Genomic DNA, 18,163 nt, shown 5'->3' with positions numbered 1-18,163 from the left:
CTATCGCCCGCTCAGGTTTGCTCGTATGCGATCATCAATCGCATGCTCCAGGATGACTTTCAATGCTGCCGACGGAATCTTCGACTTCCAGTCCCCTCCTTCAACAATCAATCTTCTCAGCTCTGTTCCACTGGTCACCTTTTTTTTTCGGCGCCATAAAACGGATGTCCTCAATCCAAGGCTTTCCAAACGTTGCCGTTTGACTTCGCCCCACTCGTCATAGATAGTAAGCAAGTACAGTGCATCCGATGGTGCATAGTATTTTAATCGCTCAGGATAGCTGTGCGGGAAGGGCACAATGTAAAATTCATCCCGTGAAACGCCAGACTCAATTAGGGAACTTGATACCATTAAGAGACGCTCCCAATACGTACATGGATTTGCCAATGGGTCTCCTCGCTCGGGTGCCGCCTGTTCCTCTCCTAATAGCCATGGATCAGGACTCGTTATTCCGACAATCAGCACATCTGCCATCTGTTTCCCAGCTAGCAAGTATTCAAGGTGTCCCATATGCAGAGGCTGAAAACGTCCGTGTATTACCGCGATAGACTCTCGCTTCATAATGTTCCCCAACCTAACAACACGGTTTTAACCGTGCTCATTTCACGGATTGTGTAACGGATTCCTTCCCGTCCGATTCCGCTCCGTTTGACACCTCCAAATGGAATATGGGGGGAGTCAAACTGAGGACCTTCGTTTAATCCGACCCCCCCCACGCGAAGCTTTGACGCAAGGTAAAAAAAGTCACGAATATTGTTTGTAATAACACCAGCCTGCAGTCCGTAGGGTGTGGAATTGGCAACTCTAAGGGCTTCCTCAAGACTATTGACACGGATCAATGGGGCAACCGGACCAAATGTCTCTTGGATAATCAGATCACTATCTTGACTGACATTATCGAGCACTGTCGCCTGCATGAAAGGTCCATCTCGCTGTCCCCCCATCAGCAATCTTGCGCCATTGGCAACCGCCGTCAAACAACGAGCTTCAACCTGTTTAGCTGCTTCCACACTGATTAACGATCCGATATCCGTTTGAGGATCGAAAGGGTCTCCAATACGCAACTTGCGAGCCTCGACCATTAGGAGTTTTAAAAATGCATCTGCTACTTCATCCATAACAATGATCCGTTTGACTCCACGGCACGACTGACCGGCTGTCCCGAATGCTCCTGCACTCGCTACTGCAGCAGCGTGTCGTAAATCTGCGTCAGCAAGGACAATCAAAGGATCGTTGCCCCCCAACTCCATCAAAGTCTTTTTCAGACCCGCCATCTTCATAATCCGCTCACCCGTTTCTACACTTCCAGTGAATGTCACCATGTCTACACATTGACTTTGGAGCAGGCTAGAACCAATTTCCTCTGGAAACCCCACTGAACATGCACCAGCGTTTTCAGGCATACCACATTCATACATCAGATCCATGAAGGCAAGTGCAGAAAGCGGAGTGACCTCAGACGGCTTAACAATGATGCTGTTGTTGGCTCCAAACGAAGGTGCTACCTTCACAACCACTTGGTTAAGGGGTCGATTAAAAGGCGTAATTGCGCAAACAAGACCAACAGGTTCGTAAATGGTGAGCGCAAGTTTATTTTGTTGCCGGAATGGAACACGAAGCGCCTCACCGTGAATTCTCTCTGTTTCGCTCGCTGATACGCGAAGATTGATACATGCCCTATCCACTTCGCGTCTGCTCTCCTTAATACATATGCCAGCTTCTTGAGTGATCCGAATCGAAAAGTCTTCCTTTCGCGCATTCAAAAGATCTGCTGCCCGCCGAAGAATCTCACTCCGTTCTTCAGTATTCAATGTCTGGTCATAGCTTTTTAAATTCGCGATCCGTTTTTCGACTGATTGTGGAGTATCGCAGGGGACAGTACCAACCACCTCATTTGAAACCGGATTTCTAACGTCCAACATCATAGCCTCCTGCTGAATGGGATCGTGCCGCGCGCGTTGAATTAGGGGGCATATTTACGGTGATGTGCCCACAAACCGGAGGCTGCCCCTCTAGCAGCACGTGTCGTATACCCTCAGCAACTCGTCTCCTTTGGCTCATCTCAGCCTCACGAGAAAGAAAAGCACGGTGGCTTGTAACCACTACATTTGGGAGGACAACAATTTTCGACAACCACTCATCGTCCCAAGGATTTTCAGGAGCAAACACATCCAGTACTGCCCCCGCTAATGGCCCGTTTATTAGTGCGTCATGAAGCGCCTTCGATTGGACAAGTGCCCCCCGTGCTGCATTGACGAAGTAAGCTCCAAGTTTCATCTTCTCAAACTCCGCTTGTCCGAACATTCGATTCGTCTCCGATGTCAGGGTGCAATGCACCAAAATTGTGTCACACCCAGTGAGCAGCTTATCGAGTCCAACCTTTCTGATGCCATAGCCCGCCATTAGATCTCCCGAGACATAAGGGTCAAACGCTACAACTTGTCCATAAAACATTCGCAACCTTGGAGCAACCGCACGTCCAATCCTTCCGAAGCCGACAATTCCAGCAGTATGTTCGAAAAGCCTGCGGGGAATAGTCCCGGCGTAAATATTAAATTCGCCTCCAGCCAGACTTACATGTTGTTGAACTATTCCTCTCTCTGCAGCCAGCAGCAGTGCCATGGTGTGCGTTACCACTTCATCCACACAGTAGTCCGGAACATTGAACCCAATTATGCCGCGGTCCTCCAATAGGGAAGGAGCAAGGTTGTCATACCCAACCCCTGCACGTCCGACTACCTGTAGGTCAGGGCCCGCCGCATCTAAAAGATCTGCTGTAATCTGAGTCCGATAGATAACCATTGCAACGGCCCCCTCCACAAACTCCTTTAGTTTTCCATCAGCGATCTGTGTTGCACCTCTTGGTAAGATGCGAATGTCGAACTTCCCTTCAAACACGGCATGCTCAATGTCCGCTGAATGAAGATGTTTGTCCGAGCGCCAAGCCCATGGCGCGTCAGTGTATATCACTACAGGTTTTGACATAGAATTATTACAGCAACTGCCCTAAATTTTTAATTTTGTGTTGCGATATGTGGATTAAACACATTGGTCACAATTGGTTCTAGTTCATTCCATGAAATTGGGGTGCAACGCCCTGATTCGAACTGCTCTTCCATCCACGCGAATATCTCTAGGACCCTTTTATCATCTTTTGCAAATTGCTCCCCTAACCTTTGCCGAAGTACAAATATTAATCCCGCTTGACCGGAATCCTTAGTAAGAGCTACCTCTAGGTTTCTTCCCACTAAGCGAGGGGCATTAAAAGGCGCATACATTGGCCAAAATTTATTAATACCGTCAGCGTGAATTCCCGCTCGTGTCACAAACGCGTCACGCCCGAAAATTGGATATTTGGTACTTAGTGTTTCCCCAATTGTGTTGTACAATTGGGCAAGCTCATTTAAAGGGAAAAGAGCGACGGGAGAATCGCGCCAGTATCCCATCCCCATAAGATGTACCACGACAGCTTCGAGAGGCGCGTTACCTGTGCGCTCCCCAGTCCCCAAAGACGTTCCACTTATCACGCCACAACCTGCGCGGATAGCGGATAAACAGTTAGCAACCACAAGCCACATATCGTTGTGAGGATGAAATTCGATATCCGTCCCTGCAACACCTAAGGCCATCAAAACACCAACCCAACCTGGAACGCTTCTTGGAAGCTCAACATCCTCATACGGCAAGCCTACCCCAAGAGTGTCACAAATCCGGAATCGTGGCCGAAGGTTTTCTGGATAGAGACGTGCTAAATCCAGTACTGCTTCAACCAGCCATTTGACGAAATCCACTGGAGCGCGGGTAGTGTCTTCGAGATGAACACGCGGTTTTATACCGGCTTCTAAGGCTATCTCTACTGCCTCGAGATATAGGTTAGCAGCCTGACGCCTATTGCCATTTTTGAACTTATGAAAGGTATGGTAGTCCGATGCCGAACAGAGAAGTCCTGTTTCCCGCAAGCCGAGCCTGCTGATCAAATCCACATCCTCACGACAACCACGAATCCATGTCGTAGGTTCGATGGGCGCTCCGCCCTTGTGCCGCTCAAGGGCCCATTGCAGAGCGTCTCGATCCGACTTTCGGTAGGGGAAAAACTCTGCCTGCCGAATAGCTCCTGAGGAATGAGTTACATTGCACAAAATTTCGTAGATTCGCTGACTATTCTCTGTGGTAAGTGGCAACCCGCCTTGTTGACCATCTCTGTGTGTTGTCTCTGACAACCAAACTTCTTTAGGCAGTTTCGCTGGCCGTTTCTTCCAGTGATACTGTGGGAATTCATTCTCCGGAAAGACATCGTTAAAATACTCCGGTATTTGGATCATTGTGGGATCATTCACACAACTACCTCCCTTTCATCGAGTAGCGACTAGGCTCGATGCTAAGATTCTCACAAAACCTGCGCATGTCTTCGGTATTTTTCCCGGACTCAGATTGAATAGTCCCCTTCTGAAAACGCACACCAGCGTTCATGGGCTTGGCCAGGCGCAGGAACTGAATAACTTGATTGGCCCTCATACCTTTACCAAGCAAATACGGTACACCCCAGAAATCGAGACCGTTCACTGGCATCCAGGCAGGCCCTGTGACTTCGTCGAACATTATCTCAAGATAATCAGCTGCTTCCTTTCCATTCATAGTACTATGAGACCATTCGTGGCCAGAACCTTTTAGGTTATATAGCGCCGCCATTTTGTTGACCGGAGTAGAGTGCAGGTAATACCAATGATTTGCGGCAAAGGTATCTGCTCCAGTCTGGTTAAGAAAATCGATTGACCTCTTGATTGTGTCACGACTCTCACCAGGAAAGCCCACTACTAAGGAGGCATGTACAAAAATATCCCGCTTTTTTAATTCTTCTATTCCGAACTGATAATCTGCCGATTTCGCCCGTTTGTTCATGTTTGCAAGAATGCCATCGTCGGCTGACTCGATCCCCAACAGTACGCCACCACACCCGGCATCCCGCATGAGGTCAAAAATCTCCGTGCCTCTTACATTAGTGCAACGAAAGTAAGAGTACCACTCTATCCCAAAGGCGCGCCTTGCCATCATTCGGCAAAGTTCCTCAAATCGCCCCATTGGGACATTGAATGTATCATCAATAAAAGCTACGCGGCGAACTCCCATGGAAGCAAGCGTTTCGAGTTCCCGCTCTACAGTTTCAACATCAGCAAGAGCAAGAGCCCCGGCGCGTTCTGGGTAATCGCAAAACGCACACTTAAAAGCACAGCTCCGTGCGGTGCGAGTCGAGACTGTAGCTCCTAGATCGGCACGTTGGAATAAATTCCAGGCGATGGAACACTCATTTAGGTCATTTGTTTCCGGCTTCCTTGCACTCAGGCTCCAGCCAGAACCAGAACGAACAAAAACGTTGGGAATTCCTACACAGTCACGCCCTTCAGCAAGATTGCCTACAATATGATCAAGGGACGCTTCGCCTTGCGATTCCCAGACATAGAGGTCTGCACCAACCAAATCCAAGAATCGACTAAGTCGACCCTGATCAAAATCACGGCATGAATTAACAATCAACGGTCCGCCAACAATTATGACAGTCTCATCATTGTGTTCCCTAATAAAACGAACAATATCAATCACCGGTGCTGGCATCATATAGAATGTTGTGGTGATTGCGACGGATTTCGGTCCTGCGGTAAGTAATTTTTTAAGTTTTGACCTCTCATAGGTAAATGCATTAACAAATTCAACTCTTCTGCCTCGCTTTCTGAGGTAGTTCACTAGGTATAGTGTTGATAAGCTTGGAAGCTCTGCAACCGTATAAATACTCCTATCCAGGTCTGCGCTACCAGTTGGAGTATAATGGGTCAGTGCGTCGAGATAAGGAACTGAACATCCGTCAAGATCAAGACGGTTGCGAAGCAGCATTCGCAATGGAATTGGCAACTCACCGAACGAGTCAAGCAAAGAGAGGAATTTCTCATCATCACACGATTCATGGTATCCGACTACCACACAATCCCACATAGCTGCAGTCACCGAAAATATTGTGATTAGCTACAAAGTTGTAGGAGGCTAATAATCATCATTATATAAGTCAATGGTTTTTTGCGAAAAAAATTTCAAATCGAAAAACTTGTTCCGGGTCACGGAAGACAGATCCCCATTCCAGAAGGTGTTGTAAATTTTACATTGGTTTGGCAGAATAGGCTAGGCTAGAAGTATCGAGCTATCTTGGCACGAAAGCTCGCCACCGACAAACTGCGCAACTATGGCGGGAACACCGTTAAGTCATGCCGACCGTTGAGCACCTCAATACGGTCTACATCAATAATCACGTGGAAGCCCTACATCAACCGACACGATACAAAGAACCCATATGCGTACCCTTTCCTTTTCTTGACAAACTCAACGATTCCTCACGCTGAATGGGCGTCACATCATCAAGCTGGTCGTGGTTTGGGAGAATATTGTGAGTACATAAGGAAGGGTAGTCGCAATTCGAACTGCTTGAGTTAAATTGACATTGTTGTTATTTTGCTTCCTTGTAAGCGGGTCCCTAGTTTCGTATTCCAGAAATTTTTGATTAATTTTCTCAATACGATATTGTTGCCAACTGATTTGGGCTTAATTCTGAAATTTTGTAGTCTTCCCTATAAATAATAAGCGGTATTTTGGGGAAGGAATATATTAATTGATGACCCAAATGCCGTAATCCCAGCTTCGGTTGTCCCCGCATCGCCTTGATCATTTCTCGAACATTTGGGATTACGATCGACAAACACCTGGTGCGCCGAGTGCTGCTGAAACACACCACGCCAGCATCTTATGGTGGAGGGCGGTCTTGGCTTACGTTCCTGGGGCAGATGAAGGATAGCTTGTGGAGCGTCGATTTGTTCCGCTGCGAGTCCATCAGGCTCCGAAGCCATTGGGTCCCCCTCGTCATGGATCAGTTGACGCAGCGGCTTATTGGATTCGGGGCACAGGCTGATTTGGTCGATGGCCCGGGGTTATGCCGAATGTTCAACACCATCATAGCAGGGAAGAAACCGCCACGGTGCGTGAGCTCTGACCATGACCCCCTATTCACATATCATCGATGGAAAGCCAACCTGCGCATTCTTGAAGTCAAGGAGATCAAGAGTATTCCGTCAATTCCTCTCTCCCATCCCTTTGTTGAGCGACTCATCGGCACCATACGCCGGGAATTCCTTGATCATTTGCTATTCTGGAATGCCGAGGATCTGGAAAGAAAGTTGGAAAACTTTCAGCACTACTATAATCGCCACCGCGTGCATGCTTCCCTCGGAGGCCAAACGCCAGCAGAAGTCAACGGTGCGTCAACGATGAATTCAGCGGAGCTTGATCATTTCCGCTGGGAGAAGCATTGTCGTGGTCTTGTCAAACTCCCCCACGCAGCATAATTGGGAATTTGAGTCCCACAGGGTTGCTATTTTAAATGCAATGCCAACAAGGAGACTATTTGCATGAGAATAACGGCTTTTCTTAGTTGTCTGATCCTTTTTTTATTCTCAACCTCCTGTACAAGTTTAGGCCCCAAAGAACATGGGTCCATCGTCAACCACCCCTACCCACCGATCGAAACTTTTGAAGAGGTCGAAAAGAAAACTTCGGAGTTGATTGCCAAGTATGGCCCCACTAACGTGCTGGTGGTTTGTGATCTTGACAACACGCTTCTGGCGATGAATCAGGATCTCGGAAGCGTTCAATGGTATGACTGGCAAAAAACCTTCGCTTCAGACCATCCCGATCGAGTAATGCTCAAGGACATGAACCTCCTCGAAATCCAATGGTTACTCTATTCTAATAGTGGCATGCATCCGCCAGAACAGGCTTTACCGGAAATTCTCGGAAAATTGCAAAATAAAAATGTAACCACTTTGATTCTCACGAGTAGAAGTCCTCCTGTACGAGATGCAACACGGAGGGAACTCGTCAAAAACGGCTATTTGTTAGCCAGAACAGCCCTAAATATTCCTCAAGAAAACAAAAACCTCGAGAGTTATTGTCCTTTTGAGCCACCTTCCGAACCTAAAGAAGATCAACCATGTACCTTCACAGATCATCACCAAGGGAAATACCAGTTAACGCCCCAGGAAATAAACTACATTCAAACAAAAGGGGTACGCCCAGTCAGCTATGCTCAAGGAGTGTATATGACTGCAGGCCAACATAAAGGTGCCATGTTAAAAACCATCCTCACAAAATCTAAGAAAAATTTTAAAGGGATCATATTTGTGGATGATACAAATCAGCATGTGGAAAACGTGTATGACTCATTTAAAGAAACAGACATTGAAATTGTGAGTTACCTTTATACCCAGGAAGCAGAAAAAGTGAAATTTTTCGAACAAGGCGATAAACACAACGCGAAAACATCTTGGAAACTGTTTCGAGAAACAAGCAATGCCATTTTTAAGTAGCCCAGGAATTTATTTATAAAAAAGTAGAATATAAACCATTCCCAAGTTAGAAAGAATTGTAGGTTCCTAAAACAAACTGTAAGCTTCCCCGTCAAGCGGACAGTTGCCATGTAGAGTTTTCCGGTGTGTGACGTTGGCCCAATTTTGAGAAAGGTTTTAATCAGAACCGAGGGCAGCTTCGCCCGTCTGATTGACCTGACATTGTTTCAGAAACTCATTCGGGGTCAGGTGCCCGAGTGAGCTATGGGGGCGGCGCTGATTATAGTCCAGCCGCCACGTTTCGATGATGGCTTGGGCTGCCTCGAGCGAGAGAAACTGGTGGACGTTCAAGCACTCGTCCCGCAACCGCCCGTTAAATGCTTCTATAAAGGCATTTTCCACAGGTTTTCCCGGATGAATGAAGTCGAGCTGTACCTGTGCATGGCGAATTCCTAATTCCCGTTCCCAATGCGGTCTTTTATCCCTGTGCCTGACGAATTGCTCATTATGCCGCTCTTGGTGTCTGAAACAATCCCCGACAATGTTACTGCCACACAAAATGCCTTGGGTCTATCGATGGCGGTAGATCCTTTCTCGCCGCTACCTCGGGTGTTTGCTGCTTCAAGCTCTGATGGATCCGACTGCCATTGTGATACTCCTTAAAGTCCTCTAACTTCCACTCTAGACCCGACTCATTCCAGAACAGTAATCGATCCAAATACTCCCGACGAATGGTGCCGATCACTCGTTCGATGAAGGGATGAGACACCGGCACGCAAGGGATGGTTTTGATCTCATGGATTCCCAGAATTCTCAAATTCGCTTGCACTGATGGAATCGAAATATGGGGTCATGATCGGAGCTGAGACAGTGCGGCACTCCGTGATGACCTGTTACTAGATGGAACATACGACACAGCGCAGGGCCATCGATGGCCGGAGCCGAGTGGACTTCGAACCCGATAATTCGACGCGTGCAGTGGTTCATCACGACGAGGACCCAATGGGTTTGGAGGCGAAGAGACTCACACCGAAAGAAATCGATACTCCACAGACTGTCCTTCGTCTTTCCCAGAAAGGACAGCCACGAGGGTCCGTCGTCACGCTCAGGACGGTAGTAGGCGGCGAGGATTCGTCTGACAACATCTTTATCGAGAGTGAGGGCAAACGTTTTGGATAGGTGTTCAGCAATTTCGGGACACCCAAAGGTGGGATTGCGCCGTTTCATCTCAAGTACCAGTTCAATCACATCCCTGGAGGGGCCCTTTGGGGCGGGCTTCTTGCGGTTCAGTGACGAATACAACAAGCGATATTTCCGCTTCACCAGGGCTTGGTGAAATTAAAAAAGGGTGGACGGTCGAATCAGAAAAGCCACCCGCTTGATACGGAGAGGATTCAAAAAAGTGGACCACAGGCCAAGAAAAAACGATCGAATGATGACAGATTAGGGGCACGTTTTCGCGATCGAGTAAGGACCAGCAGCTGTTGCCTCAACAATAAATTCTCGGCCATAACGGCCTTCATACCGTCATGCCTGAGGAGTGTGGAAAGGAGCAACGCCAGATGGGTGAAAACCATGAAGAGATGTTTCATGGCTGGTGAGAATACGGAGAGTTGGAGAGAAATTCAAGCGAGATGAAAGAGCACACTGGCAACGGGAATTAGGAATTCGCCAGGCACAGGCAATGAATTACTGCTACCGCGTCCGAGGAAAGAGACCTGGGAGACCAACCCCATTCGTCCTCGCGAAAAACTAGGTGGACTGCTGAAATATTACTCACGAGAAGCCGCATGAGTTTTTTGACCATACGGGAAGACGCCCTCAGGAAAGTACTCCACGAGTACGGCAAGCATTATCATCAGAAACGCAACCATCAAGGGAAAGGCAATGAGTTACTAATGCCGCTACCGAGCCAAGAAATCGTGAAGACCAGATCCATTCACACTCGCGAAAGACTGGGTGGCCTGTTGAAATTCTACTACCGCGAGGCCCCATGATTTTTTTACCATACGAGATGTGTGGTGCGGAGAGGCTAAGCGATTCTCGAAAGCAAAAGAAATCTCAAGGAGAACACATTGAAACTCAGAAAGCAGTTGTACTTGGGAAGGATAACCGCATAGCATCAACCCACAGAGCCAAACACCACCTTAAGTTTCAACCCTCTGTGTCCAACTTGGACTGACGACATACAAATCAAATCAATATTTTCGTAAAAATTCCAGCTTAAAAAGCATAGTTGAAAAGAAGACCAAGCCTTCCGGAAGACAGCTCTGGTAGAAGGGGTTGGTCATTTGCCAACCAGAACTATGAGCACGGTTTTTGGATTTGCACAATGTCTTCGCTGTCCAAGGAGGTAAACCAAACCTGGAGCACACGGCCGCTGATTAACCCCTCTTGCAGAAGCTTCACCGATTCTTTATAGGCCGGAGTATTTTTAAAGAGCCGGAAAATCATAGCGGACTCTAAAAAGATTACTTCTACATAGTTTGCCATCTTCGGTTCTCGGATGTGGGCTACTCTCATGGCACGGGAGATCATTGTCCCCTTTTTAGATTCTTTCATGCCCCCATACTATCCCACTCCCTTTTGAAAAGGATAGGGACGTTTTTTGAAACCCTTGACCGGCGCCAACATTCTCAAATCGTTAGGGGCATGTTGTCAGATTCTTATACATGGTTAGTGTTCCATCGGTCGCACTGTATGCCGGATCGTTAGTAAACGCTGTTCCGCTATAATTAGCTGGTGTATAGGCCGATCCCGGTTGTATCGAATACATCGAAACATTGGCGGAGGAATGACAGAGGGTATTTTCTTGGGCCCCGAGCCAAGTACTCAGAAGAACGGGTTTATCGAACATACCCGGATCAACCACCATGGCGAGTACAAAACTCCACACCCTACCAATCCGGACACGGACCCGAATCAACGGGGCAACGTGGTACCACCATGTCACACAACACCCACCCCACTTATCGGCTTTCACGGCTAATCGATCATTGCGCTGGTTTGCAAAGCTGAACACTTTTTCACAACAGTAGCGGTACTTTGTGGTGATAATCCAACGCATTTTATGGGCTCGTGCATAGCACCCGTCTCTTACATACTGAAATGGAATACAGGGTGAAATATCGGAAGGCCCCGGTAAATGGCAGGACTGCTTTGCACAGTAGTCGAAAATTTGTTTGGCCTGTTTGAAATTCGGAACGATGCGTTTACAGCGCAAAAAAGATGGGGATTTCAGGTAATGGTCCACGATGTTGAACGTGGTGGGGTCAATGGTAGCCATCTTAATACGCTGCCCCCGATTTGGTTTATCCAGAAGGACTCTCTTAGCTCGGTATTCCTTGAATTCAGGGGAAGAAACCACCTCGATTTTCTTAATGAGACTTCGTCTGGGATCCAAAACCACTTTGACCGGTTGTTTCTTCTTGAACGTTTTTTCCAAAAAACCCGACCTTGCCCGAGCAACCCCTTTGGGTAACCCTAGAGTAAAAATTTGTTGCCTTTCATTAAACAAGTACTCCGTGGGCCCTCCTTTGGTGGGCTTTCTAATGGTGGCAATGGTAAAAATTCCCGTTTCCTGTTTAGATCGCATAACAAGTCTCCTTTCAAAAATAATCAGCCTGATGACAGGCATGTGAGAGAGGACGTACCCTGTTCTCTTTAATGGGTCTATTGAGCCAAAACTGATAAAAAATAGCAACCCAAGCCACGAGGACCAGGGAGGGTTCATTGGGCACTAGGAGGGAAAGGGTTGATGAAGTATTGGCTATTTCATATGAACAACATCATAATGTGAACATGTGCGGTGGCTTCACTCGTAAAGAGAATTTTCAACAGATCGCCGAATTATTGGGGTTGAGAGGTCTCCCGTCATTAAAACCCCGGTACAACATTGCTCCTTCCCAATGGTGGCCTGCGTCAGAACGAACCCCGAATCCAAGGACCGCGAATTTATCGAATTGAAATGGGGGTTAGTGCCCGTATGGTCAAAAAGCTCAAACTCCCCGTTTCAAAAGAAATTACCTAACAAGCCTAGGACTCGCTCTCGTTTGTCATTCCCCTGCCCTATCCCCCATACTCCATATCGCTAGGAACATACTCATGACCAGGTGGAGGAGCTATGGAGTGGGAAACAGTACTCGCCTATATGACAGGAACCGTAGACCAAGAACTGTTGTTGCGGAACAAATATTTGGTTGCGGAAAACCGCATTTTGCGGAACCAGATTAGGGGACGCGTGCGGCTCAGGGACGGCGAACAGACCACGCTGGCGGCACTTGGTAAACGCCTCGGGAAAAAGGCGATGGCGGAAGTGATGTCGGTGGTCAAACGTGAGACGCTCCTGGCCTGACACCTAAGACTTATCGCAAAGAATTTCGATGGATCTCAGCACCGGCGCTATCCAGGACGTCCCCGAATCGGTCCAGCCATTGAGAAAAAGTTGATCATCCAATTCGCTCAAGAGACTCCCGCCTGGGGATATGACCGCATTGTCGGAACGTTAAAGAATGTGGGATATACGGTGAGCGACCAAACGGTCGGCAATATTTTGCAACGGCACGGCCTTCCCCCAGCACCGGAGCGAAAAAAGACCACGACCTGGCGCGAGTTTATTCGCTCCCACTGGGATATCTTGGTCGCCACAGATTTCTTTACCACGGAAGTCTGGACGAGGAGTGGGTTGGTGATCTATTACATCCTGTTCTATATCCAGGTGGGGAGGCGAAAAGTACACATTGCGGGATTGACACCAAACCCCAACGGAGCATGGATGATACAGATAGCCCGGAATTCAACGATGATGGAGTGGGGCTTCCTGACACCAGGTCAACAGGTGATCCACGACCGTGGGACTAAGTTCTGCTCCACCTTTCAGGAGACAATCAAAGCGGCAGGCGTAAAGCTCGTCAAACTTCCTCCATGCAGTCCAAATTTGAATGCCCAGGCCGAGCGCTGGTCGAGATCGGTGAAAGAAGAAGTCTTGTCGCGGCTCATCCTGTTTGGAGAAGGCGCTCTTCGGCAGGTACTCAAGGAGTATGTCACCCATTATCATCAGGAACGGCCTCATCAGGGAAAGGGCAATGAATTACTGCTACCGCGTCCGAAGAAAGAGGCCTGGGAGACCAACCCCATTCGCCCTCGCGAAAAACTAGGTGGACTGCTGAAATATTACTCACGAGAAGCCGCATGAGTTTTTTGACCATACGGGGTAGAAAAGCCCTACTGGCAATACTGCTGTGGCGAAAGGTATTTTCAACATGCCTTGCCAATTGATCCCTCACAGATGACCCGCTTTCGGCAGCGGATTGGAGAGCGGGGTTGTGAGTGGTTGCTCCAGTTGACGATTGAGGTTGGGCTGGCGACGAAGACAATTCAGGCAAATCATTTGCGGCAGGTCAGTTTGGATACGACGGTCCAGCCCAAGGCCGTCGCGTTTCCCACGGATGCGGGATTGTACCTGAAAGGTCTCCGCACAGTGGACCGGAAAGCGAAACGCGCCGGGCTCGTGTTGCGCCAGAGCGACACGCGGCTCGCTGCGCAGGCGTTTCTCCAGCATGGACGCTATGCCAAAGCCAAGCAGATGAAACGGGCGCGCCGCATGCAGAAGAAGCTGAAAGTGTATCTCGGCCGAGTCTTTCGCGATGTGCAACGCAAGGTTGCCGCCGTTCATACGCACCATGAAGCTTTTCAGCCTGTGCATGGCGAATTCCTAATCGCCACTGCCAGAGCGTTCCTCCGCGAGGCTTGATCTTCTCGCCATCAATGTCTACGCTCTCCGGCCATGAAACATCTCTTCATGGTTTTCACTTATCTTGTGTCCTTAACACACAAACTTCTCAAGCCTTGTGGAAAGAAGGCATTGATTGCCGAGAATCTGCTCCTGAAACAATAGCTGTTCCTTCTCACCCGCTCCCGAAAACATGCCTCCCAATCTTTCACCCCTCGATCGGTTCCTCTTGGCCCTGTGGACCATCTTTCTTCATCCTCGCCACATCAAGCGGGCCGCCATTCTCATCCAACCCTCTACACTTTTGAGATATCATCACGCACTGGTCAAAAGGAAATATCACCTGCAGTTCTCCGCCCAGAAGCAAAGGAAGCCAGGACCTAAGGGGCTTTTCCGGCAATTCATTGAGGTGGTGCTAGAGATGAAACGTCGTAATCCGAGATTTGGGTGCATCAAAATTGCCGAACAGATATCCAAGACCTTTGCGATTCCCGTCGAGAAAGATGTCGTGAGACGGATCCTCGCCACGCACTATCAACCCGACCAAACAGACCGACCCTCGTGGCTGACTTTCCTTGGCCACACAAAGGATAGCCTGTGGAGCATGGATTTCTTCCGGTGTGAATCCCTCCGACTCAAAACTTATTGGGTCCTCGTCGTCATGGACCAATGCACACGTCGGATCATCGGGTTCAGGGTCCACCCAGCTCCTGCCATGGATGGGAGAGCGCTGTGCCGTCTGTTCAATCAGGTCACCAGCCGAACAGGGTTACCCCACTGGCTTAGCTCCGATCATGATCCCGTCTTTCGGTTTCACCAGTGGCAAGCGAATCTGAGGATTCTGGGCATCCACGAAGTGAAAACTCTTCCCGGCGTGCCGGTGGCCCATCCCTTCATTGAACGACTGATTGGCACCATTCGGCGAGAATATTTAGATCACATCTTGTTCTGGAATGAATCTGATCTGAAGCGGAAGTTAGAAGCCTTCAAGGAGTATTACAATGACTTTCGGATCCACCAGAGCCTGAATTCACAAACCCCCGAGGAAGCGGCTGGGAAAGACCCACCGCTACCTGCCGACCCAACGCATGTTGTGTGGCAATCACATTGTCAGGGATTGTTCTACACCCCAAGAGCTGCATGATTAGAAATTCGCCAGGCACAAGTTTGTATTCCTTTTCCCAAAGTAATGGTCTCTGGTTTTATGGTCAAAAAATCATCCAGCCTCTAAGAAATATATTTGCTAGAACCAATTCCCTGTTAATTCCCTGTTCTTGAACTCACTCGCGGAAAGTGAGAACCGTAAACCCCACACTATCATTTACCTTTCAGCAGTTTCGGCCAAGATTTCTGCTTTTCAAAGACAATAAATTCCCTGTATTTTCCCTGTTAAAGACGGAATTGGAAATTGGAGGGTCATGACTACCCGCTAACGGGTAAGTCAGGTGTACATGCTGGATCTAATTAGGTAGGGTTAGATAGAAGTAGAGAGAAATTCGCTGCTGACTGCGCACACCGCCAGCCTTCGCCAAGGCTTCGGTTGGCAAGCCAGCACAGAAGAGAGCCAAAATTTCACCAAGTAAACTACCCAAGTAAGGAGGGCGAAGGCTGTCCGCCGAAGCTTTAGCGAAGGAGGACACAACCACTCTTCAAAATAGAATATACTGTTCACTATATCCCCATTAAGGAGCACACATGTCGAAGACTCTTCCATCCTGGGACCTTCAAGGTCTCTTGCGCCATCCGAACAAAGACTTCAAGCGGATCACCAAAACACTTGACTCCCTGATTTCCGAACTCGAGGCCGTACGACCGCATTTATCACCGGATATTTCTGCTACTCGTTTCAAGGAAATCTGGGAGCAATACGAAACCGTCACTGAACACATGACGACGTTGCGGGCTTTTTCGTTTTTATGGTTTTCAGAAAATACAAAAAATCAAGAAGCCCGCGCATTTGACACCCAGGTACGAAACAGATTGACAGATTTTTCCAATCGACTGGTCTTTCTTGACCTCTGGTGGCAAAGCCTCGAGCCCACCAACGCGGCCCGGTTGACCGCAGAAGCCGAGCGGTTTCGGTACCATCTGGAGACCTTGACTCGTTTCACACCGCATACCTTGAGTGAATCTGAAGAACGAATTTTAACCATTAAGAGTACGACCGGTCGCCAGGCTCTCGAAACATTGTATGGCGTCACCACGAATAGTTTGACTTTTCCCATGAAAATGAAAGGCCGGACGACCCGTCTGACCCGCGAACAACTGATGGGATATGTCCGGCATCCCTTGGCTTCGGTTCGTCGAGGAGCCTACCACGCGCTTTTCAAAGTCTATGGTGAACACCGGGATGTCCTTGGAGAAATGTATAAGAGCCTGGTTCAGGATTGGGGAAATGAAGGCCTCACCTTGCGGCATTACGCTTCGCCTATGGCCGTGCGTAATGTCACAAATGATGTCCCCGAAAAAGCCGTTGATGCTCTGCTTAAAACCTGCCGAAAGAATGCCGTCATTTTCCAGGAATATTTTCGGTTAAAGGCACGGCTACTGAAAATAAAGCAGTTTCAACGTTACGATCTGTATGCTCCCTTCGCGGCGAAGAAATCCAAATATTCTTTTGCAAGGGCAAAAGAGCTGGTAATGGAAGCGTATCAAGCCTTTTCCCCGGAATTGGCCCAACGGGCGAAGCGGGTTCTGGAAGAAAATCATCTTGATGCGGCAATTAGGCCCGGCAAAATGGGTGGAGCTTTTTGCTATAGCGTGCTCCCCACGCAGACTCCTTATGTCCTGGTGAATTTCACCGGAGAGCCCCGTGATGTCTCGACCTTGGCGCATGAACTGGGTCATGCCGTTCACGCGATGATGGCAAGGGAGCATTCCATCTTCACGTTTCATTCGTCGCTCCCTCTGGCGGAAACGGCCTCTGTGTTTGGCGAGCACCTGCTTTCCGATTTACTTCTCCAACAGGAAAAGGACCCGAAGGTCAAGGCGGGACTCCTTGTCGATCAACTCGACGATGCGTATGCCACCATTATGCGACAGGCCTACTTTGTGCAATTTGAACGGCAAGCCCATCACATGGTTCAACAGGGCGCGACCGTTGATGCGCTCGCTCAAACCTACCTGACCCTCCTTCGGGAGCAATTCGGGCCTCGCCTACCCGTGGACGATGAGTTTCAATGGGAATGGCTCGCCATTCCTCATATCTTTGCCAGTCCATTTTATTGCTACGCCTATAGCTTTGGCAGTCTACTAGTGCTGTCGTTGTTTCAACGCTATCAAGCAGAAGGGCCCTCGTTCGTCCCGCGATATCTGCAATTGCTGTCGGGAGGCGGGTCGGCCAGTCCTCAAGACCTGCTCAAACCCCTACAGGTAGATATCAACTCCACGGCATTTTGGCAGGCGGGATTTACACGGATCCAGGGGCTGGTTCATGAACTGGAACGAAGTATGGGGTAAAGGATTTGCCTCCAAACGGGGTAAACCTGTGGGAGCAAACCAGAGTCGATGTTGACTGGAATGGCCGCGAGTACGAAAGGAGGCCTGACCGGGCAACCTCCGGTACTGTCTAGAAAATTCCAGCTTGGCGCTGGAGCCACCGGATATAAGCAATTATCTGCGTGACGTCATCTGCCGTCACGCCTTCGATCTTCGGCATGTTCCCGAATTTCCAATGGTGGGCTTTGACCCCTTGAGCCGCAGCTCGCTGAAAAGCAAAATCCGCATGGTGACTGGGCTCATAGATTTTATGCACCAAAGGGGGACCTTGAGCCGTTCCCACGGCCTGCACTCCATGGCAAGGAGAACAAAATGTATTGAATTTTGTCTCGCCGTCTTTGAATTCTGTTGGCAGGCCTTTCTCGGTCGATACTTGCGCAATGGTTGCGGGAGGAGAGGATTCCCCAGCACTCGTCCCATTCTCAGAACACCCAACAACAAACCAACAGAGAACCCCTGCCACACCTCTGAGAATTATTTGTCTTGGTTGCTTGTTCATGTCCACGTTCCTTTATACCAGACTCATTCGCATTCAGACCTGGCCACAGTCTCA

General features: G+C 48.8%; 18 protein-coding genes and 1 pseudogene. 7 read left to right on the top strand and 12 right to left on the bottom strand.

Annotated features, from left to right (window positions below; all coding sequences use genetic code 11):
* From PQG83_RS05125 to PQG83_RS05100, 6 genes are all read right to left on the bottom strand, one after another.
* Complete coding sequence (locus PQG83_RS05125) at positions 1-561, bottom strand: adenylyltransferase/cytidyltransferase family protein (protein WP_312747513.1); 561 nt, start codon at positions 559-561, stop codon at positions 1-3.
* A complete protein-coding gene (locus PQG83_RS05120) occupies positions 558-1,925 on the bottom strand; it encodes an aldehyde dehydrogenase family protein (protein ID WP_312747511.1) in 1,368 nt (455 codons plus the stop codon). Before PQG83_RS05120 ends, PQG83_RS05125 begins: the two co-directional genes overlap by 4 nt.
* On the bottom strand, positions 1,909-2,985 hold the full coding sequence (locus PQG83_RS05115) for a C-terminal binding protein (protein WP_312747510.1): 1,077 nt from the start codon (positions 2,983-2,985) through the stop codon (positions 1,909-1,911). The genes PQG83_RS05120 and PQG83_RS05115 overlap by 17 nt, the downstream gene beginning before the upstream one ends.
* 29 nt (positions 2,986-3,014) lie before the next feature.
* Positions 3,015-4,337, bottom strand: coding sequence for a hydroxymethylglutaryl-CoA lyase-like TIM-barrel protein (locus tag PQG83_RS05110; protein WP_312747508.1), 1,323 nt, complete (start codon positions 4,335-4,337; stop codon positions 3,015-3,017).
* A gap of 4 nt (positions 4,338-4,341) precedes the next feature.
* Entirely contained in the window at positions 4,342-5,973 is a 1,632-nt protein-coding gene (locus tag PQG83_RS05105; protein ID WP_312747506.1) for a PhpK family radical SAM P-methyltransferase, read from the bottom strand.
* 638 nt (positions 5,974-6,611) lie between these two features.
* The gene (locus tag PQG83_RS05100; RefSeq protein ID WP_312747504.1) at positions 6,612-6,887 is read right to left on the bottom strand and encodes a hypothetical protein; all 276 of its coding nucleotides are present in this window, start codon (positions 6,885-6,887) and stop codon (positions 6,612-6,614) included.
* A gap of 15 nt (positions 6,888-6,902) precedes the next feature.
* On the opposite strand from PQG83_RS05100, the gene PQG83_RS05095 reads away from it, so the two are divergent.
* Together PQG83_RS05095 and PQG83_RS05090 are read left to right on the top strand one after the other, a co-directional pair.
* Complete coding sequence (locus PQG83_RS05095; RefSeq protein WP_312747503.1) at positions 6,903-7,382, top strand: integrase core domain-containing protein; 480 nt, start codon at positions 6,903-6,905, stop codon at positions 7,380-7,382.
* Positions 7,383-7,445: 63 nt separating this feature from the next.
* Positions 7,446-8,402: a DUF2608 domain-containing protein gene (locus PQG83_RS05090; RefSeq protein WP_312747501.1), complete on the top strand. Its 957-nt coding sequence runs from the start codon at positions 7,446-7,448 to the stop codon at positions 8,400-8,402.
* A gap of 156 nt (positions 8,403-8,558) precedes the next feature.
* Here PQG83_RS05090 and PQG83_RS05085 read toward each other — a convergent pair.
* The 5 genes and pseudogenes from PQG83_RS05085 to PQG83_RS05065 form a co-directional block, all read right to left on the bottom strand.
* A pseudogene (locus tag PQG83_RS05085) lies at positions 8,559-8,816 on the bottom strand (integrase core domain-containing protein); the annotation flags it as partial.
* Positions 8,817-8,925: 109 nt separating this feature from the next.
* The gene (locus PQG83_RS05080) at positions 8,926-9,198 is read right to left on the bottom strand and encodes an integrase core domain-containing protein (protein ID WP_312747500.1); all 273 of its coding nucleotides are present in this window, start codon (positions 9,196-9,198) and stop codon (positions 8,926-8,928) included.
* Positions 9,195-9,629 (bottom strand): helix-turn-helix domain-containing protein, encoded by a 435-nt coding sequence (locus PQG83_RS05075; RefSeq protein WP_312747498.1) that lies wholly within the window; start codon positions 9,627-9,629, stop codon positions 9,195-9,197. Before PQG83_RS05075 ends, PQG83_RS05080 begins: the two co-directional genes overlap by 4 nt.
* Positions 9,630-10,685: 1,056 nt before the next feature.
* Positions 10,686-10,874 carry a hypothetical protein gene (locus PQG83_RS05070; protein ID WP_312747497.1) on the bottom strand — a complete coding sequence of 63 codons (189 nt, stop codon included), beginning with the start codon at positions 10,872-10,874 and terminating at the stop codon, positions 10,686-10,688.
* Between the two features lie 151 nt (positions 10,875-11,025).
* Positions 11,026-11,976, bottom strand: a complete 951-nt coding sequence (locus PQG83_RS05065; RefSeq protein ID WP_312747495.1) for a protein-glutamine glutaminase family protein — start codon at positions 11,974-11,976, stop codon at positions 11,026-11,028.
* 528 nt (positions 11,977-12,504) lie between these two features.
* Between PQG83_RS05065 and PQG83_RS05060 the strand changes: the two genes are divergently transcribed.
* The 5 genes from PQG83_RS05060 to PQG83_RS05040 all read left to right on the top strand — a co-directional run bounded on the left by PQG83_RS05060 (position 12,505) and on the right by PQG83_RS05040 (position 17,571).
* The gene (locus PQG83_RS05060) at positions 12,505-12,735 is read left to right on the top strand and encodes a hypothetical protein (protein WP_312747493.1); all 231 of its coding nucleotides are present in this window, start codon (positions 12,505-12,507) and stop codon (positions 12,733-12,735) included.
* Between the two features lie 90 nt (positions 12,736-12,825).
* Positions 12,826-13,575 carry an integrase core domain-containing protein gene (locus PQG83_RS05055; protein WP_312747491.1) on the top strand — a complete coding sequence of 250 codons (750 nt, stop codon included), beginning with the start codon at positions 12,826-12,828 and terminating at the stop codon, positions 13,573-13,575.
* Positions 13,576-13,668: 93 nt separating this feature from the next.
* The gene (locus PQG83_RS05050) at positions 13,669-14,133 is read left to right on the top strand and encodes a hypothetical protein (RefSeq protein ID WP_312747489.1); all 465 of its coding nucleotides are present in this window, start codon (positions 13,669-13,671) and stop codon (positions 14,131-14,133) included.
* A 400-nt stretch (positions 14,134-14,533) separates the two neighbouring features.
* Positions 14,534-15,256, top strand: a complete 723-nt coding sequence (locus tag PQG83_RS05045) for an integrase core domain-containing protein (RefSeq protein ID WP_312747487.1) — start codon at positions 14,534-14,536, stop codon at positions 15,254-15,256.
* Between the two features lie 551 nt (positions 15,257-15,807).
* The gene (locus tag PQG83_RS05040; protein WP_312747485.1) at positions 15,808-17,571 is read left to right on the top strand and encodes a M3 family oligoendopeptidase; all 1,764 of its coding nucleotides are present in this window, start codon (positions 15,808-15,810) and stop codon (positions 17,569-17,571) included.
* A 109-nt stretch (positions 17,572-17,680) separates the two neighbouring features.
* Here the strand turns inward: PQG83_RS05040 and PQG83_RS05035 are convergent, their stop codons facing one another.
* Complete coding sequence (locus tag PQG83_RS05035) at positions 17,681-18,109, bottom strand: c-type cytochrome (protein WP_312747483.1); 429 nt, start codon at positions 18,107-18,109, stop codon at positions 17,681-17,683.
* Positions 18,110-18,163: the final 54 nt, after the last annotated feature.

Origin of the sequence: Candidatus Nitrospira neomarina (genome assembly GCF_032051675.1) — a bacterium.
GTDB classification, from domain to species: domain Bacteria; phylum Nitrospirota; class Nitrospiria; order Nitrospirales; family UBA8639; genus Nitrospira_E; species Nitrospira_E neomarina.
Note: the sequence above shows the minus strand (reverse complement) of the source record. Positions and strands in the feature narration are given on the sequence as shown.

Coding starts and splice junctions, on each gene's coding strand:
- PQG83_RS05035 (WP_312747483.1), bottom strand. CDS start 18,109: ATGAACAAGCAACCAAGACAAATAATTCTCAGAGGTGTGGCAGGGGTT.
- PQG83_RS05090 (WP_312747501.1), top strand. CDS start 7,446: ATGAGAATAACGGCTTTTCTTAGTTGTCTGATCCTTTTTTTATTCTCA.
- PQG83_RS05120 (WP_312747511.1), bottom strand. CDS start 1,925: ATGATGTTGGACGTTAGAAATCCGGTTTCAAATGAGGTGGTTGGTACT.
- PQG83_RS05095 (WP_312747503.1), top strand. CDS start 6,903: ATGGATCAGTTGACGCAGCGGCTTATTGGATTCGGGGCACAGGCTGAT.
- PQG83_RS05060 (WP_312747493.1), top strand. CDS start 12,505: ATGGAGTGGGAAACAGTACTCGCCTATATGACAGGAACCGTAGACCAA.
- PQG83_RS05040 (WP_312747485.1), top strand. CDS start 15,808: ATGTCGAAGACTCTTCCATCCTGGGACCTTCAAGGTCTCTTGCGCCAT.
- PQG83_RS05045 (WP_312747487.1), top strand. CDS start 14,534: ATGAAACGTCGTAATCCGAGATTTGGGTGCATCAAAATTGCCGAACAG.
- PQG83_RS05070 (WP_312747497.1), bottom strand. CDS start 10,874: ATGGCAAACTATGTAGAAGTAATCTTTTTAGAGTCCGCTATGATTTTC.
- PQG83_RS05125 (WP_312747513.1), bottom strand. CDS start 561: ATGAAGCGAGAGTCTATCGCGGTAATACACGGACGTTTTCAGCCTCTG.
- PQG83_RS05050 (WP_312747489.1), top strand. CDS start 13,669: ATGACCCGCTTTCGGCAGCGGATTGGAGAGCGGGGTTGTGAGTGGTTG.
- PQG83_RS05115 (WP_312747510.1), bottom strand. CDS start 2,985: ATGTCAAAACCTGTAGTGATATACACTGACGCGCCATGGGCTTGGCGC.
- PQG83_RS05100 (WP_312747504.1), bottom strand. CDS start 6,887: ATGGCTTCGGAGCCTGATGGACTCGCAGCGGAACAAATCGACGCTCCA.
- PQG83_RS05065 (WP_312747495.1), bottom strand. CDS start 11,976: ATGCGATCTAAACAGGAAACGGGAATTTTTACCATTGCCACCATTAGA.